The sequence below is a fragment of the Pseudoalteromonas tunicata genome, assembly GCF_002310815.1.
Taxonomy (GTDB): Bacteria; Pseudomonadota; Gammaproteobacteria; order Enterobacterales; family Alteromonadaceae; genus Pseudoalteromonas; species Pseudoalteromonas tunicata.
In genome coordinates this window covers 604,451-621,851 of the sequence record NZ_CP011033.1, presented here as the reverse complement: position 1 = coordinate 621,851, position 17,401 = coordinate 604,451, and the positions used below count along the sequence as shown (strand labels likewise).

The 17,401-nt window shown below is 38.2% G+C and carries 13 protein-coding genes; 8 read left to right on the top strand and 5 right to left on the bottom strand.

Going from position 1 to position 17,401, the window contains the following annotated elements; genetic code table 11:
- Window positions 1–16: 16 nt before the first annotated feature.
- The gene (locus PTUN_RS20125; RefSeq protein WP_009836873.1) at window positions 17–2,887 is read right to left on the bottom strand and encodes an insulinase family protein; all 2,871 of its coding nucleotides are present in this window, start codon (window positions 2,885–2,887) and stop codon (window positions 17–19) included.
- A 391-nt stretch (window positions 2,888–3,278) separates the two neighbouring features.
- On the opposite strand from PTUN_RS20125, the gene PTUN_RS20120 reads away from it, so the two are divergent.
- Window positions 3,279–3,698 (top strand): MAPEG family protein, encoded by a 420-nt coding sequence (locus PTUN_RS20120; RefSeq protein ID WP_040643456.1) that lies wholly within the window; start codon window positions 3,279–3,281, stop codon window positions 3,696–3,698.
- Window positions 3,699–3,748: 50 nt separating this feature from the next.
- Here PTUN_RS20120 and PTUN_RS20115 read toward each other — a convergent pair whose 3' ends face one another.
- Window positions 3,749–4,525 carry a peptidylprolyl isomerase gene (locus tag PTUN_RS20115; RefSeq protein WP_009836875.1) on the bottom strand — a complete coding sequence of 259 codons (777 nt, stop codon included), beginning with the start codon at window positions 4,523–4,525 and terminating at the stop codon, window positions 3,749–3,751.
- 217 nt (window positions 4,526–4,742) lie between these two features.
- Here PTUN_RS20115 and PTUN_RS22040 point away from each other — a divergent pair, with 217 nt between their 5' ends.
- Together PTUN_RS22040 and ushA are read left to right on the top strand one after the other, a co-directional pair.
- Complete coding sequence (locus tag PTUN_RS22040; protein ID WP_009836876.1) at window positions 4,743–4,916, top strand: hypothetical protein; 174 nt, start codon at window positions 4,743–4,745, stop codon at window positions 4,914–4,916.
- A gap of 159 nt (window positions 4,917–5,075) precedes the next feature.
- Window positions 5,076–6,740, top strand: a complete 1,665-nt coding sequence (gene ushA / locus PTUN_RS20110; RefSeq protein ID WP_040643457.1) for a bifunctional UDP-sugar hydrolase/5'-nucleotidase UshA — start codon at window positions 5,076–5,078, stop codon at window positions 6,738–6,740.
- Between the two features lie 338 nt (window positions 6,741–7,078).
- On the opposite strand, the gene PTUN_RS20105 is transcribed toward ushA, so the two are convergent.
- Both PTUN_RS20105 and PTUN_RS20100 read right to left on the bottom strand, forming a co-directional pair.
- The gene (locus PTUN_RS20105) at window positions 7,079–8,017 is read right to left on the bottom strand and encodes a hypothetical protein (RefSeq protein WP_009836879.1); all 939 of its coding nucleotides are present in this window, start codon (window positions 8,015–8,017) and stop codon (window positions 7,079–7,081) included.
- A complete protein-coding gene (locus tag PTUN_RS20100; RefSeq protein WP_232284963.1) occupies window positions 8,007–8,852 on the bottom strand; it encodes a substrate-binding domain-containing protein in 846 nt (281 codons plus the stop codon). The genes PTUN_RS20105 and PTUN_RS20100 overlap by 11 nt, the downstream gene beginning before the upstream one ends.
- Window positions 8,853–9,106: 254 nt before the next feature.
- Between PTUN_RS20100 and PTUN_RS20095 the strand changes: the two genes are divergently transcribed.
- Together PTUN_RS20095 and PTUN_RS20090 are read left to right on the top strand one after the other, a co-directional pair.
- Window positions 9,107–9,979, top strand: coding sequence for a S1/P1 nuclease (locus PTUN_RS20095; RefSeq protein WP_009836881.1), 873 nt, complete (start codon window positions 9,107–9,109; stop codon window positions 9,977–9,979).
- 46 nt (window positions 9,980–10,025) lie between these two features.
- Window positions 10,026–13,172 carry a TonB-dependent receptor gene (locus PTUN_RS20090; RefSeq protein WP_009836882.1) on the top strand — a complete coding sequence of 1,049 codons (3,147 nt, stop codon included), beginning with the start codon at window positions 10,026–10,028 and terminating at the stop codon, window positions 13,170–13,172.
- Between the two features lie 69 nt (window positions 13,173–13,241).
- On the opposite strand, the gene PTUN_RS20085 is transcribed toward PTUN_RS20090, so the two are convergent.
- Window positions 13,242–13,706, bottom strand: a complete 465-nt coding sequence (locus PTUN_RS20085) for a MarR family winged helix-turn-helix transcriptional regulator (protein WP_009836883.1) — start codon at window positions 13,704–13,706, stop codon at window positions 13,242–13,244.
- Between the two features lie 213 nt (window positions 13,707–13,919).
- Between PTUN_RS20085 and hmgA the strand changes: the two genes are divergently transcribed.
- From hmgA to PTUN_RS22350, 3 genes are all read left to right on the top strand, one after another.
- The gene (gene hmgA, locus PTUN_RS20080) at window positions 13,920–15,215 is read left to right on the top strand and encodes a homogentisate 1,2-dioxygenase (RefSeq protein WP_009836884.1); all 1,296 of its coding nucleotides are present in this window, start codon (window positions 13,920–13,922) and stop codon (window positions 15,213–15,215) included.
- 10 nt (window positions 15,216–15,225) lie between these two features.
- On the top strand, window positions 15,226–15,855 hold the full coding sequence (maiA, locus tag PTUN_RS20075; RefSeq protein WP_009836885.1) for a maleylacetoacetate isomerase: 630 nt from the start codon (window positions 15,226–15,228) through the stop codon (window positions 15,853–15,855).
- 853 nt (window positions 15,856–16,708) lie between these two features.
- A complete protein-coding gene (locus tag PTUN_RS22350) occupies window positions 16,709–17,083 on the top strand; it encodes a hypothetical protein (RefSeq protein ID WP_232284964.1) in 375 nt (124 codons plus the stop codon).
- Window positions 17,084–17,401 lie beyond the last annotated feature (318 nt).

Genomic DNA, 17,401 nt, shown 5'->3' with positions numbered 1-17,401 from the left:
AAACAATGCTAACCGATTATTGGTATTGCATTTTACTTTTGGCATCCGCCAAATCTTTGATGTTAATTTCACCAGCTATTGCTGCAAAGTCAGTGTCTTTAAACTTAGTACCACGCAATTGAATATTAATACGGGCAGCGTTTGTATTCCCCATAGTTTGGGCATAAAACGTCTTGATATCAGCAAGCGTTACTTTTTCAACTTCTGCTATCAGTTTTGCACGGCTATCAAAGGCAAAATTTTCGCGATACCAATCACCTAACAATGGCGATAATTCATCACTTAGGTTTTTTGGTTGCTCTTTTAAGCCGACCAAGGTCGAATTTTTTAACTGTTGGAATGTCTCTTCCGTGACTTTGTTAAGCTCGCTGACGTATTCTTTTTTGAATGCATCAAAACGTGCTTGCATTTCTTTTGGCCCTTTTACTGGTGTTTGAATAAACAAACCTAAGCTCGCAAACTCATCAACTGGACGAGCAAAACCACCTACCGCATACGCTAGCTGCTCTTCGGTACGCAATTTATCAAATGCCACGGTACGGAAATGGTTTTGTAAAATACTGGCGCGGGCTTTTTGTTTATAACCTGGCTCTGGGTGTACAACCACATCAACAATCGCGACATCGGCAACATCAATGTCTTTTTTCATCACGTAGACTTCACCCGCTTTTGGTAACCATGTTTTATCACGACTATAAGCGGTCGTTTTATGATCGCTTGGCATAATTGCTTTTAGCTGCGCCGCGATATGATTGATATCGTTTTGATCATAATTACCAAAAACAAAACTACGGATTTGATTTTGTTGCAGCGTTTGAGCCATAAATGCGTTCAAATCAGCAGCAGTTAACGATTTTGCCGCATTTAACAGTGCATCATTTGAATAACTACCGTTAGAAATAACCTTGCTAAATTCACCAAAGGCTTGATAGTAAGGGAATTGTTTACCTTCATTTGCTATATCACGGCTAAAACGGTCGATCGCTTGAGCAAATCCTTGCTCATCCACAGCAACTTGAAGCGTTTTTAGACCTTGCTCTAATAACAAGGCTTGTTTATCGGTAAAACCATTTAAGGTGAAGGTTAAGCCATTAGCAGCAGCGACACCTAAATTCATGCCTGCAATACTTGCCTCAGTACTTAACGCACTTTGTTGTAAGTTATATAAATCGGCCCATACCGAATATAATACTTGAGCTTTAGCATCTCGTTCTGCTAACTCACTGTTAATATAAACTTTTAACAGGCCTTTAGGTTGGTGGCCAAAGTTTGTACTCGCGACTTGCCAAATTTTAATTCCCGCTTCATCAAGCACTAATTTCGGCTCAGTGGCCGTATCAGCATTTGTTTTAATCGCAAAATTTTCTGGTAATAAGCGATTAACCGCAGGTAAAGTTAATGCAACTTGGGTGGGCTGTTGCCAAGCCGCAATTTCTTGCGCTGTAAAGTCTGCTAAACGATATTCGCCATCATAGAAATGTAATTTACTATCAGTTTGCTCTTGTTGGCTGATATACCACACTTTTAAAGCAGCAGGAGTCAGTTGCTCAAGTACGGCATTAACCGAATTTTTATCGAATTTTGCATAATAAAAACCAGCATTAATAACATTATTAAGTGGATATTTTTGCATGCTGTCGGCTAGGTTTGATACATAACCAAACTCATCACCCTTTTCTAAGAATTGGAATTGATTATTTAATGAGGTACGAATTTCATTAAAATATTTATCGTTCACACCTTCTTTTTTAATTAAATCAATATACTGCATAATGATGGCTACAATTTCATCACGATGTTGCATACCTAAATCGGTAAGCTCAGCGTCAATCGATAAACTACCATAATTGCCATACATATCAGGCGAAGCGCTTGACGTGAGTTGAGATACCCAGCCTTTATCACGTAAAATTTGTGCTGGCGTGCCTGGCATTTCAGAGCTTAATAAGTATGAAATAAAGCTATTAGGTTTAACGGCATAATCGGTGATGTTATTTTTAATGGTAAAATCAAGCTTGAGTTGTTTTACATCTTCATTTGGTTTGTAATAAACCTTTTTACCAGCAACTTTAGTTAAATCGAGTGATTGTGTTACTTCAGGCTTTGCAATATTTTTATTTTTAATACTTGAAAAATGTTTAGTTGCTAAAACTTCCATTTCGCTAAGGGGCAAGTTTGAGATCATCGCTACTTTCATAATGTTTGATGAATAGTATTTATTATAAAAATCAACCGTTTCTTTATGTAAGTTACTATTTTCTTTATCACCTAAGGTTTCTAAGTTACCAATCAAAAAACGGTTTGCTGGGTGTTCACCCATTAAATTGCGGCTCAGTTTGAACTGACCAAAAAAGTCCATTTCACGACGCATTGACCATTCGGCATTAACGGCATTTTTTTCTTTATCAGTATATTCAGGGTACAGTTTTGGTGCTTTAAAGAAATCGGCAAAACGGTCTAATGCATTATCGTAAGCATCATTATTAACTTTAAACATATAGTTAGTGATGTCTAGCCAAGTATAAGCATTATGTGCGCCGCCGTTTTTGGTCATAAACTCAGAGTATTCTTTAGTGTCTGGATAACGCTCCGTACCTAAAAAAAGCATATGTTCTAAATAATGCGCCATGCCTTGTTGAGTCATTGGATCGTGTAATAAACCCACACCTACACTGAGTGCGGCTGCTGATTTTTCAACCGAAGGGTCTGAAACAAGTACTACTTCAATTTCGTTATTGAGTTTTAGCGTTTTATAAGCACGTTTATCGTTTGGGCTTACCACTAATGAGTCAGGTACCAGCGATGCCGATGAGGTTGATGAAGGTGTCGCTGTACAACCCGCTAAAACTGCTAATGCGATGGCGCTAAACGCCAATACTTTTTTCATGTCAGTGTCCAAATAGATTTATTATTGAATGGATGTTAACAAATCATAAAAAAGCTTTGCTTGTTTGCCTATCGATAATTACATCGCTTTGTAACAGATTGTGAAAAACGCTTAAACATCAAGCTAATTAGCCCAAGAACAGGATGATAAACCTATCTCATGCAGCTCTTTTAAACGTTAACAGCGTTTTATGAACGTGTAATAGCTCGTTATTGACCCATTCGCCTTGTTACCCTTAAAAATCTTTGGCGAGAGGTGAATAACGTAGGTTTTTACTTCTAACACAATTTATAAATAAATATCTTATCCAAAACTCAGGCTATTTAACTAGAAAAGCATTAACATAACACTTACTTTGTTCAATCAACCAATAAAAATAAGAGAGAAAATGATGGGGAAATGGTTATTTCTTACGGTATTTATTCAAGTATTACTGACATTCTCAGTGATGTACATTATGGGAAAGCGCCGTTTTGCAGCAGCTAAAAATAAACAAATTGAGATGGCCGCCTTTAAAACCATGGCATTAGACAACGCACCTGAACATGTGATTGCAGCGGGCCGTAATTTTTTAACTCAATTTGAGTTGCCTGTGCTTTTTTATGTTGCGGTATTAATGTCTTTACAATTGAATTTAACGGGTTGGTTTTCAGTTGCTTGCGCAGGGCTATTTGTACTAAGCAGAGTTATCCATAGCGTCATACATTTAGGCAGTAATGATGTATTTAAACGTTATAAAAGCTTTGTTTTAGGAGCGGCGATTTTATTAATCTGGTGGCTTGGAATGCTTGTTCAACTATTTGTTTTATAATATGCATTAACAGATATAACAGAGCGCATAGCGCTCTGTTTTCATTCATTTTATTTTAATCGGCGCATACCCACAAAGCCAATTAAGCCTAATAATAGTGCAGATAAACTCCCTGAGCTTGAATCTGATTTATCCGCAGGAGCCGCTTTAATTAAGGTGTTTTCAACGGGAACAATACCCGCATTGGTGGCACTTGCCGGATCAGTATCTAAAATATTCACGTTCATTATTTTTACAAAGTTTTCGCCAGCAATAACCGTATTTGCAGTACATTGGGCTGCGGTATAGTTAATCAGTGGCGCTTCTTTACAAATTGTTAAATTCATTATGCCTTCGACGACCGCCATATCCCCTTCAACCACTTGACCGAATACCGTATAACCACCATTTTGCACATCTAGATTCAGAGGGTTTGAAGCATTATTATTATTTGTTAAGTTAATAAACCATTGATTAGTAGCACTATTCGGATTATTTTCTAATTTTGCCATCGCTATAGTGCCTTTAACATTAGAATGCTTTGGCTCGTTGATCACTGCAGCATCGGTTGCAACTGGCGATAACCGCAGTTTTCCATCATAAATAAAGCCGCCACCTTGTAATACAAATCCTTTTACTGCACGGTGAAAAACCGTTTCGTCAAAAGCGTCTTTATTTACATAACTTAAAAAGTTCGCCACAGTTGCTGGGGTTGTTTGGTCAAATAAATTTATTTTGATATTACCCTGATTCGTTTGTAGCTCAACAATTGTTGCGTTGGCAGCGCTTGATAGAAGTCCTGCCGCTAAAAAAGACATCGCTAATAAATGTTTATTGCGGTTATGCATGGTTAATTTCCTTGTTGTTTTTATTTCTATGGACGCAGCATAACGACTTGAAATTCATGTGACTAGCAAGATTACACTAAGTAACAATCTTTTTTGTACACCTTCCTCCTTTGTAAAGTCACTTTTACATCACAACTTAACATTAAAAAATATACACCTTTAATTCCAAGTTAATATTCATTACTATTTTTTAACAATAATAAAAATAGAGTCTTTCATGCATTATTTAACTACACCAATCGCAATCTGTGATTTTGGCTTACATAAAGGCCAACCTTACCGCAAGCTTCCTGTCTCATTTTTAAATTGGATGGTAATGAACAAACACCAGCATGCCTCACTGGCGCAGCAAGAACTTGATCGCAGACGACAAGCCGCGTTGACAAGATAAATCGCAGGTTAAGTAAATTTACTTTCTTTGAGTAAAGCTAATTTTGTGGTTTGTCATCTGTTTTACCTACATTGTGCAGTATGATCCTGTAACGACTTGTTTTGATTGATAAGCAAACCTTGCTGCATTAATCAATATTTACATCCAAAGGTTTTACACATGCATCTTTCACGCTTAGCTTTAATAACCCTGTTTGGAATAAGCACCCTCGGCGGCTGCTCTTTAATCTCGAGCAATAGTCACACTTCATCCTCTGAAGTGCAGCATTTCACTTTACTTCATACTAACGACAATCATGGTCGCTTTTGGCAAAATGAAAAAGGTGAATATGGCATGGCGGCCCGCAAAACCTTAATCGATCGCTTAAGAGCGCAAGCTGAGGCTAAAAATAGTACGGTTTTATTATTATCAGGTGGTGATATTAATACTGGCGTACCAGAGTCTGATATGCAATTTGCAGAACCTGATTTTAAGGGAATGTCATTACTTGGTTATGATGCCATGGCGCTTGGTAACCATGAATTTGATAACCCATTAAATATATTAGAAAAACAACAAAGTTGGGCTAACTTTCCATTTTTATCGGCCAATATTCTTGATGCAAAAACCGGTAAAACAGTCTTTCAGCCTTATAAAATATTTAATAAAAAAGGATTGAAAATAGCGGTTGTTGGCTTAACAACCACAGATACTGCAAAAATTGGTAATCCCGAATACATAGGTCATCTCAAATTTGCTGAACCTGTTGATGTCACTAATAACCTTATCACTGAACTAGAAGCCACAGAGCAGCCCGATATCACTATCGCTGTTACACACATGGGGCATTATGTTGATGCTAATTTTGGTATTAATGCACCGGGTGATGTGACCTTGGCCCGCAGTTTAAAACCAGGCTTACTCGATATTATTGTTGGTGGACACTCACAAGAGCCTGTATGTATGAATGCAGTAAATGTTGCAGATACAGACTTTTTGCCCGGTGATGCATGTAAACCCGACCAACAAAATGGTACTTGGATTGTACAAGCCCATGAATGGGGAAAATATGTTGGTAAAGCTGAATTTGAATATCAAAACCAGCAGCTACGTTTAGTCAGCTATGAGCTTATCCCTGTCAATATGCAGCGAGTTGAAATTGATACCTCAGGTAAAAAGACCAGTCAATTAGCCCAAGCTAAAATAACACCCGATCCATCAATGCTTGCTTTTTTACAGCCTTTTCAAGCTAAAGGTGATGCCAAATTATCAGTTTCAATCGCAACGTTAAACGGTCGTTTAGAAGGTGATCGTCAATTTGCTCGTTTTGAACAAACTAACCTTGGTCGTTTAATTGCTTCTGCCCAAATGGAACGCGTTCAAGGTGACTTTGGTATTATCAGTGGCGGCGGAATTCGCAGCTCAATTGAAGGTGGCGAAGTAAGCTATAAAGATATTCTGTCTGTGCACCCATTTAAAAATCGTATTAGCTACGTTGATATGAAAGGCGAAGAACTTGTTGGTTACCTATCTACGGTTGCCAGCTTCCCGCCTGATTCTGGCGCATATTGCCAATTTTATGGTGTAGAATTAACGTTAGAAAACGGCCTAGCACAGAATATAAAAATTCAAGGTAAACCAATAGATAAAGAAAAAACCTATCGCTTTAGTATCAACAGCTACAATGCTGCTGGCGGTGATGGCTATCCGACACTGAAAAATCACCCTGGTTTTGTGGCAACGGATGCAACCGATGCTGAAGTGTTAAAAGAATTTTTCTTAAAACATAACAATATCAATGCAGCGGATTTTAATCCAAATTCAGAAATCACTATTATCAAATAACATTAATATTGATCTTTAATTCAAGATGCGAGTTAATCTCTAAAATAGGATTAAAGTTAAATATAAAAACAGGCGCTGAGTAGTTTTTACTGCCAAGCGCCTTTTTCATCGCCATAAATATGGGTTAATCCAGCAACTGACCTCAGTTCTAGAGCAAAGATTTACCAATACAGTGAGTTAAAAGTAAATAGCTAAGCTTTTCATCTCTAACCTACGATAAGCTTATTATCCGGTATTGAGGTTAGCGAGTAAAAAGTAAACCCTGTAGCTTGCGCAGTTCAATGCACTACTTTGTTTACTTAAATAACTAAAAAAAGCGTTAAATGACAAAAAATAGCTTACTTACCAATCACTTCGAAATGAATTTTATCTATTTTATTTAAACCGTAATGATGCAACTTCGAGCGAGAACCCTCACCATGTGCCTTTGGTGGATAGTAAATCTCTTTCTCTTCAGGATGCTCAGCAAATACTTCGTCAAGTGCTGCACGAATTTCGCTTAATGTTTTTTCAAGACTATTGGTAAAGTTTGGCCGTTTACGTACGATGTGCCCTAAATCAATAAGGCGGTAAAAATACTTATTGGCTAATTCAACCAATTCTTCAGGCACGTCTTTATTTTGATTAAGCGTAATATCTTTATTATTTTGACAAAACTCCATCAGGGCAATGTAAAAACATAACGGCTTATTAGCAAGTGGCACTTCATGTTGCGTTACACTATTAATCACCATTTTATTCTGCAAATTAATTAATATTTTAAGTGGCTCTTGCTCAATTAATACTTCAGGCTCTGCGGGTTCTGGATTACGCCATGACTTGATGTGGTCTTTACTTAAATAAACACCCACAATGCTCAGCAGCAAAGGCCAAACAGACAATAACGCAATAAAGGGTAAAGGTTGCTCGATTAACTTAATCTCAACTTGATTATCGGGAGTAAGTAGTTGGTAACGTTTACTGTCAGCACGACTTACATTAGACTTTTTAGCTGAAATCGCCTGTAAAGACACAACTTGCACCGGTAACTCTTGGAGCAATAGCTGCTGATTGATCTTGTCTAAATAGGCTGTCACCGCAAAGGGATTACCCACAATATGGAGTTTATCATTAGGTAATGATAACCGTGGCAAATCTAACGCAATACGAGTTTGAACACTTGCAACCGATTGCTCAACCAGCGTTTGATGCTGAAAATAAGTGGTTAACGAAAAACACAGCTGTAGTGGCAATAAAAACAATAATAAAGCACAGGCTATTTTTAGTTTATTGCTCATCTTTAAGCTCCATGATTAAGCCATTCTCACCACAGTGTTGATATTTTTCAGCTTGATGGAAATAAGTCGACATTTGTTCTTGCGCTAAACTCACTAAACTTGCTTGTACAGCACAGTACAGATCTGTATTTTCTAAATTCATTTTTAAATACCACTTACTGCCGCTTATATTGTCACTTATTGGCGTAATATAATTATGCGAAAACCGCTTCACATCATCCTCTTTCCAGTAGGAAGAAATAATATCTACTTCACCTTTCGCTAACAGATCACGTAAGTCAGCGTGAGAATTAGCATACCGAATATTTAAACTATCGGTATTTAAATCAAGCTTTTTCAGCTGAGCCTTTGGCAGAATATGACCTGAGCGACTTGTGGGATACTCTATTAATCCCAAGGTTTTATCTAAAAAATACGCTTTATCTAAGCGGGGTTTTTCTTTTAGTGAGATAAAAAAGGCTGTGTAGCTTGGGTAGCCCAACACCGCTTGGTAGTTATAAGTAGATTCTGCCATAAAGGCTTCAACAATGTTCTCTTTTGCCAAGATTAAATCGGCAAATCCTTTGCCTAAAAACTCAATTGAATCACTGAGTTTATAACCCCAAAAAACTTCAACACCGCCAAACTGCCGGCCAACCACCTCGTCGTTGCACAACTTCAGCGATACTTGCTTAGCAAGCTCTTCAGAGGGCACATAAACAACTAACTGATCCAATCGAGATTGACTTGCAAAACCACACTGCACCGAGACATCAACAATTAATGGAAGATCTGTCGTTTCGGGGTGTTTTTGTAATTTAGCGATAAAATAAATTACAATAAGACTTAGAAACAAAAATGTAACAATTGTAATTTTTGAGGTTAAAACGTTATAAAGGCGCACTCGCTTTACCAACTTCTGACTAACTTAAGCTTATTTGAACAATTATTCTTACTTATATCAATAGGTAATTTTACTAGTAACAAATAAATCATTGTTTTTTAAGATATATTAACAAGTAATTATGAATATCATTGAGTCCTTTCTATTTGGTTTCAAATAAGGACAATTTAACACATCGGATAACTTCAAATATTGAACAAATCAGCATGAATATCAGCGCAAAAATAAAATCGATTGTCATAATTTCGACATTTTTAACCTTCAGTATTATAAATAAATCTCATGCATGGGCTCAAAACGGTCATCGTGTTGTAGGTCAGATAGCAGAAAACCATTTAACCGACAAAACTAAAATGGCAATTGCACATTTGCTCGAAGGTGACAAATTGCCAGAAGTGACAACTTGGGCTGATGAAATGCGTTCAGATCCAAGTAAGTTTTGGAAAAAAGAATCAGTGATTTGGCATTATATTAATATCAATGAAGCCGAAGACTTTAAACCAAATCGTTACCGTATAACGGCGACAAAAGGTGAAGTGACTGATGCATATTCTGCAATTTTAAAAAGTATTGCGGTATTACAAAGCGAGCAGACATCATTAGATAAAAAACGTTTCTACTTTCGTTTTTTAACGCACGTAGTCGGTGACATTCACCAGCCAATGCATGTTGGTCGTAAAGATGACCGAGGTGGTAACGATGTTAAAGTGAAGTATTTTAATAAAGATACCAACTTACACTCACTTTGGGACAAAGATTTATTAGAAGGTGAAAACCTTTCTTTTAGTGAATACGCTTATTTTATTGATACAACCAATAAAGAGTTGATCAGTCAATATTTAGCCAGTGAGCCAAAAGATTGGGTACTTGAATCATTTCATATCGCTAAAAAGTTATACGAAGTAGACGATGGTAACTTTTCATACAGTTATGTATATGAACAGAAAAACACGATGAATACCCGCTTATTACAAGGCGGAATTAGATTAGCAGGCTTGTTAAATGCAATATTTGACCCGTCTGCAATACCTTTGGTGCAAGCATTAAAGCTAAGCCAAACCAATGAAGTTAATAATTAATATAAAGCTAACTTTTAAAACTATAGTTACACGGGAAACTAACTAGATGAAAACTCAACTACGCAAAAAGGCGCTAACACTAGCTGTTGCCGCTTGTTTAGGTGTCAGTGGTGCAGCAATGGCGAACGAAACGTCTTCAGCTGTTAAAGGTCAGATTATGGGACCAAACGGCAATCCTGCCGCTGGTACTAAAATCACTATTATTCACGTACCATCAGGTTCAACTAAAATTGTTGAAGTCAATGACGCTGGTTACTTCAGTGTAAAAGGTTTACGTGTTGGTGGTCCATACCAAGTAATCGTTGATTCAGATACTTTCGAAGACACTTTAGTTGAAAATATTTACCTAAGCCTTGGTAATGATTACCCAGTTAATGTTGCTTTAAATGCTAAGACAAATATGGAGCAAATCGTAGTTACTGGTAGTGCAATCAGTACTATGTCTGGTGGTACAGGCCCTGCTTCAACATTTACATTATCAGATCTTGAATCTGCACCAGCAATCAACCGTGATTTAAAAGATATTGTACGTGCTGACCCTCGTGTTTATGTTGATGATAGCCGAGGTGCTATTCAATGTGGTGGTGGCAATCCTCGTTACAACAGCTTGACCCTTGATGGCGTACGTATGAACGATAACTTCGGTTTAAGTTCAAATGGTTACCCAACAATTCGTGCTCCATTCTCGTTTGATGCAATCGAACAAGTTGCTGTTGAACTTGCACCATTTGATGTTCAATACGGTGGTTTTACCTCGTGTAATATTAACGCTGTAACAAAGTCTGGTACAAATGAAGTACATGGTGGATTCTTCTATGACTTCACGAGTGACTCGTTAAAAGGCGACGAAATCAAAGACGAAGATGTTGATAACGGTAATTACACTGAAAAACGATATGGCTTCAATGTAGGTCTTCCTTTAATCCAAGATACTTTATTCTTATTCACTTCTTATGAAAAATTAGATGGTATTAAACAGCTTCAGTATGATGGTTTAAGCACCGGTAGTGTGTCTCAAGCTGACTTAGATCGTATTATTAATATCACTCGCGATACTTATGGCTACGATGCAGGCTCTATGCCTGGAAGCATGCCTGTTGGTGATGAAAAAATACTAGTAAAACTAGATTGGAATATCAACTCAGACCATCGCGCAAGCTTGGTATACAACTGGAATGATGGTTATAACTTGTCTCAGTCAGATACTGGTAGTGATTACGTCTCTCTAGACAGTCACTTCTTCGAGCAAGGCGCTGAATTTACCTCAATTGTCGGTTCGTTATATTCAGACTGGAACTCAAACTTCTCAACTGAAATCCGTATTGGTAAATCAAAACTTGATGCACGTGTTGAATCTCTTGATGCTGCAAGTGGTTTTGGTGAGTTCAGAATCGATACTACTGATGGTGGACGTGTTTATATTGGTCCTGATGACTCACGTCAATCAAACGATTTAAACTATGACACAACTACATTTAAAGTAGCTGGTACTTATTACTTAGATCAACACACCCTAACAGCAGGTTATGAGTTTGAAGAGCTAGACGTATTCAACTTATTTATGCAACATTCACAAGGTGAGTTTGTATTTGATTCTGTTGATGATTATGCAGCTGGTTTAGCTGGTGATGTTTATTATAATAATGCCGCTGGCACTAATAACCCTGATGACGTTGCAGCCTCATTCGCTTATGCACAGCACACTTTTTATATCCAAGATGAATACAGCTTCGATAATATCGATGCAACCTTGTCATTTGGTTTACGCTATGACAAATACACCAGCGATGACAAACCAAACTACAACAAACAGTTTGAAGATCGTTATAACTTCAGCAATCAAAAGAACATGGATGGTATTGACTTATTACAACCACGCGTTGGTTTTAACTGGTCTGCATCAGAAGACTTAGAAGTACGTGCGGGTGTTGGTCTCTATTCTGGTGGTAACCCAAATGTTTGGGTATCAAATGCTTACTCGAATGACGGTATTACACAAATTGGTCGTTATGCTGGGAACATCAACTTGTTTGATATACCAATGACTAATGGTGGTAAACCAGGTTATGAAATTCCACAGTTCATGTACGACGACATCCAGAATACACCTATCGGTCAAGGTGATGGTACTGTTAACGCAATTGCACCAGACTTCGAAATTCCATCAGAGTGGAAATATGCTGTAGGTGCAACATATGTACTTGAAGACGATTACACCGTATCTGTTGATTTACTTCATACACAAAAACGTAACTCAGCAATTCTAACGGATATCGCACTACGTGATTCTGGTAAAAATGCGTTTGATGGTCGCCCAATTTATGAATCAATTGAAGGCCGTAGTGGTGAATTATTACTTGATAACGTATCAGGTGATGATGGCGAATCAACTATCCTTTCAGCTGCATTGAGCAAAGAATATGATAGCGGTATTAATTTTACTGTGTCTTATGCTTTTACCGACTCAAAAGATGTAAATCCTATGACTAGCTCAACGGCTAGCTCTAACTACGGTAACTTAGCAACCACAAATCCTGGTAACCCTGGTGTTGCTACTTCTGATTATGAAGTGCCACATCGCTTTACCCTTCAACTAGGCTATAAAGTCGAGTTAATTGAAGGTTATACCACTCGCATTAACCTATTTGGTCAAGCCAGCCAAGGTCAGCCATACAGCTTCACGTTTGATGGCGCTGATAGCCAGTTTGGTGATGCCAATTCAAATCGCTCTCGTCAATTAGTGTACATTCCATTAGTAGACGATCCGAATGTTGTTTACACGCCATACTCAAAAGACCCAGTTACCGGTAAAGAAACTGGTTTTGATAAAGCGCTATTTGATCAATTCATTGAATCTGAAGGCTTAACACGTGGCGCTATTGCAGGTCGTAATAGTAACAACGCTGATTGGTTCACTAAAGTTGATTTACGTGTATCGCAACAAATCCCAGGTTTTATGGATGGTCATAAAGGCGAAGTATTCTTTGTTATTAATAACTTAACAAACTTACTTAACAGTGATTGGGGCACAATGGAAAAAGGTGGCTTTGTTGGTAACCGTATGGTGAAGGCAAAAGTTAATGCTGAAGGTAAATACGAATATAATACGTTTAATGCCAGAAATGCTAACTTATCTGTCCAACGCGATGCCTCTTTATGGGAAATGCGCCTTGGTGTGAACTACCGTTTCTAATTTAAATACGCAATTTAAATACCAAAGACCTAAGCTTGCTTAGGTCTTTTTTTATTGCTGTAACTCTGTTTAAATCCCGTCTTTTAAACGTAATAGCTGTTGCTCTAATTTATCGATACTACTCATTAAATCGCGATATTCAGGCGCCGATAACACGGCTAACAATTGAGCCTCCCAAGCAAGTGCTTTAGGTACCAACTCCTGATAAAGCGCGTTTCCCTGCCTACTTAGTGTTAGTAAGCTGGCACGTTTATCATTTTCGTCGGTAATTTTTTCGACATAATTTTTTTGTTGTAATAACTTTATAGTGCGTGACACCGTCGACTTATCCATCACGGCACACTCACCTAGTTCTTTTGCATTGCTTGATTTTTTTTCGGCTAAATTCACCAAAATACGCCATTCAGGAATACTCAATTGATATTCGTCTTGATAGACCTTGGCAAAGGTTTCACTGACATGAGCAGTGAGTTGACTCAAACGATAAGGCAAAAAATGCTGCAAGTGCAGTGATTGAATGGCATTAAGAGTCATAATTACTCAGTAAGATAATTGATTTATAAGGCAAGATAACACTGCTCAACAATAAATTAAATACTCTCATTAAAGAGTAATATTTTTGACTCACTGATTTTTAATGGCCAAATTTGCGCCTAAAACTAATTGTATTTGTTATCTTCACCTTGAATATAGTCTCACGTGAGAGTATATTTATTTCATCCTCACTTAAAACAGAAGAATAAAACGATGACCGAACTCAATTACATGACCGGATTTGGTAACGAATTCGAAACCGAAGCCTTACCGGGCGCACTGCCCATTGGCCAGTTCAGCCCACAAAAAGTAAAATACGATTTATATGCTGAACAGTTCAACGTTACCGCATTTACTGCACCGCGCGCTGAAAATCGTCGTAATTGGTTTTACCGCATTCGCCCTTCTGTTATTCAAGGTGATTACCAAGCAATGGATAATGGCTTAATTCGCACTGCGCCCATTACCGAAGCCATTGCGCCACCAACCATGTTTCGCTGGAGCCCGGTTGAAATTCCAGCCAAGCCAACTGACTTTATTGATGGCTTAAAAACCATGGCCGCCAATGGCAGCGCAGAGGGCCAAGCAGGTATTGGTATTCATGTCTATGTTGCCAACCAATCAATGCAAGGGCGTTATTTTTACAATGCCGATGGCGAATTACTGTTTGTTCCTCAGCAAGGGGCTTTAGTGCTTCACACTGAGTGTGGCAAGCTGGCAATTAAACCAGGTGAAATTGCTGTGATCCCACGCGGGATCAAGTTCAACGTCGAGCTGCTTGATGAGAGCGCCCGTGGCTATATTTGTGAAAACTATGGTCATCCGTATATTTTGGCTGAGCGTGGTCCCGTAGGTGCTAACGGTTATGCAAACGACCGTGATTTCCAATACCCTGTGGCTGCATTTGAGGACCTTGAAGGTAACTTTGAGCTAGTTGCTAAATTTAACGGCAACTTATTCCGTTGCGATATTGGTCATTCGCCTCTTGATGTAGTCGCATGGACGGGCAACAGCGCACCGTATAAATATGATCTGAGCCGTTTTTGTACCATGAATACGGTAAGCTTTGATCACCCCGATCCGTCTATTTTCACCGTGCTCACCTCACCATCAGGCACTCCCGGTGTGGCAAACATTGATTTTGTGGTTTTCCCACCACGTTGGATGGTAGCCGAGCATACCTTCAGACCACCGTATTACCATAGAAACATCATGAGTGAATTCATGGGCTTAATTGAAGGTGTCTATGATGCAAAAGAGCATGGTTTTGTACCAGGTGGCATGAGTTTACACAATTGTATGTCTCCACATGGCCCAGAAGCTGAAGTATTTGAAAAAGCATCAAATGCTGAGCTTAAACCACAACGCTACGAAAACACCATGGCCTTTATGTTTGAATCACGTTATGTTATTTCGCCAACTAAGTTCGCATTAGAAGGCGATCACTTACAAAAAGATTACACTAAGTGCTGGCAAAAAATTGAAAAAAAATTCACCGGTAAAGCATAAGGATTAATACATGAAACTTTACAGCTATTTTCGCTCATCTGCCGCCTATCGTGTGCGTATTGCGTTAAATTTAAAAAATATTGAACACGAGTTAATACCGGTTAATTTATTAAAATCAGAGCAACAAGGTGACGATTACGTGGGTAAAAACCCACAAGGATTATTGCCAGCCCTTGAAACCGAACAAGGTGTACTGGCACAATCTTTGGCTATTTTAGAATGGCTAGAAGAAACACAGCCTAATACTCCGGTACTACTTCCTGCCGATCCGTGGCAAAAAGCACAAGTGCGTAACCTGTGTTATGCCATTGCATGTGATATCCACCCGATAGACAACCTACGAATACTAAAGTATTTAAGCAGTGAACTTGGCGCAGACGACGACACTAAAAATACCTGGTATCGTCATTGGATTGAAGTGGGCTTTGCAAAAATTGAAACCATGCTTGGCAATGGGCCATTTTGTTTTGGCGATGCGCCAACGCTTGCGGATTTATGCTTAGTACCCCAAGTATTCAATGCCCATCGCTTTAAGGTCGATATGAGTCAATTTCCAAAAATTGAAGCGATTTATCAGCATTGTAATACCATACAAGCTTTTATTGACGCCGCACCAGAAAACCAAATCGACGCAGCTTAAAGTTAAAGGTTTAAAACCCAACTAAAAACGCCTCATATGAGGCGTTTTGCGTATCTAAAGGGACAAAAGGGAATCGGAGACCACTCTTGCTGAATTGTCAGTTAACCTGAAATGACCAACAAACCTGAAATTAATAATGCCGACCAACATAAAGTGAAACATGCAGATATAACCATTGATTGAGTGAACACCGATTTCCCAAAGGTGCACCGAATGAGATCAATAACACTTAAAACACCAATGATTGGGAATGTTATTAAAGTGAGCAATAACCTAGGCTGCGAATCTAAAAAATATAATTGCCAAAACGCAGACGTGTTACTTATTTTATTTGATGTATAACATACATAGGCAGGTGCACTAAATACAATTAAGATCAGTGCCGAAATTAAAAATAAAGTTGCCAATTACTTGTATCCTCCATAAAAGCTAACAGCTTCACATATCCCAAAATTGGATGCTTAAACAGACCATGTTGATTTTTTAACCCGTCCCAATCATGCCAACGAACTTTAATCGTGTAAACAGTTACTTAGCAGGCTATTTTAAAAGCTAAGCAGACATAGCCCACTACTTTAAAAAACGGGATATTTTGGATAAATAGTACAAAATCAATACGACCGTATTTATGGATATTCAGGTTCAGCAGGTAATAACAGCAAGCAACTCTCATTATGATTTGAAGGGTAGCGGCAAACGGGCCATTATCGACTTGGATGATTTTGAACTCTTACGCAACGGATTTAGCCCTGAGCAAATTAAAACATTAAACAGCTTATCGCCTCTTTTAGCCCATTAGCTTTGGCACCAAGCAGATTTTCATCGTTCAACCACTACTAAGTTGGAGCAAATAATGCCGACAAGCAAAATTGATTTTCACAATGCCGAATGCTCGGCCTGCTGCAAAAAGCATGTCGATATTAGAACTGAGATAATTGCACCATCACCAGATAGACCAAACGCTATTCGCAAGAAAATTATCTTTCGATGCGAAGATCACCTCGATTCCGATATCGATGAGATTGAAAAACTTGCGTTAGTCAAAAACCGTTTTCAAAATCTAGACGAAAATGACCTTGTTGATGGTGATGATTTTTTGAACATGATTTTGAAGAAACTAAAGCTTAGACAAACCACCCCAACATGCAAATTGGAGTGGGTGTCCATCATTTCTGTCTTTATCATTAATTCCTTCTTTCTATATCGACTTTTGTTGGCTTCGAACTAAAAACCTTGTCTAAAGACTTATTGTGGTAATGCACTGTAATATACACAGAGCTATCTTTTTTAAGTTTAAGCATCATTGATAGCTTATCTTTTGAAAGTGAAACCCCTGTAATTTTGCTAGGCCTTAATTCAAAACGATCTCCAAAAGATACATCGAATCGCTTTGGACTATAATGCACTGGCATGTTATCTCCGGATAGTGTTTTCGCCTCAATACATAAATTACCTACGAATGAGCAGTCCCAGAAAATCAGTTTACTTTCTATCAAAACATTGTCCAAAGAGCTGTTTGACAATAGGACCTTAATATCGCTATTCG

Bases quoted from the DNA above. Each gene is read 5' to 3' on its own strand.
- PTUN_RS20125 (WP_009836873.1), bottom strand. From the start codon at position 2,887: ATGAAAAAAGTATTGGCGTTTAGCGCCATCGCATTAGCAGTTTTAGCG.
- PTUN_RS20120 (WP_040643456.1), top strand. From the start codon at position 3,279: ATGGGGAAATGGTTATTTCTTACGGTATTTATTCAAGTATTACTGACA.
- PTUN_RS20115 (WP_009836875.1), bottom strand. From the start codon at position 4,525: ATGCATAACCGCAATAAACATTTATTAGCGATGTCTTTTTTAGCGGCA.
- PTUN_RS22040 (WP_009836876.1), top strand. From the start codon at position 4,743: ATGCATTATTTAACTACACCAATCGCAATCTGTGATTTTGGCTTACAT.
- ushA (WP_040643457.1), top strand. From the start codon at position 5,076: ATGCATCTTTCACGCTTAGCTTTAATAACCCTGTTTGGAATAAGCACC.
- PTUN_RS20105 (WP_009836879.1), bottom strand. From the start codon at position 8,017: ATGAGCAATAAACTAAAAATAGCCTGTGCTTTATTATTGTTTTTATTG.
- PTUN_RS20095 (WP_009836881.1), top strand. From the start codon at position 9,107: ATGAATATCAGCGCAAAAATAAAATCGATTGTCATAATTTCGACATTT.
- PTUN_RS20090 (WP_009836882.1), top strand. From the start codon at position 10,026: ATGAAAACTCAACTACGCAAAAAGGCGCTAACACTAGCTGTTGCCGCT.
- PTUN_RS20085 (WP_009836883.1), bottom strand. From the start codon at position 13,706: ATGACTCTTAATGCCATTCAATCACTGCACTTGCAGCATTTTTTGCCT.
- hmgA (WP_009836884.1), top strand. From the start codon at position 13,920: ATGACCGAACTCAATTACATGACCGGATTTGGTAACGAATTCGAAACC.
- maiA (WP_009836885.1), top strand. From the start codon at position 15,226: ATGAAACTTTACAGCTATTTTCGCTCATCTGCCGCCTATCGTGTGCGT.
- PTUN_RS22350 (WP_232284964.1), top strand. From the start codon at position 16,709: ATGCCGACAAGCAAAATTGATTTTCACAATGCCGAATGCTCGGCCTGC.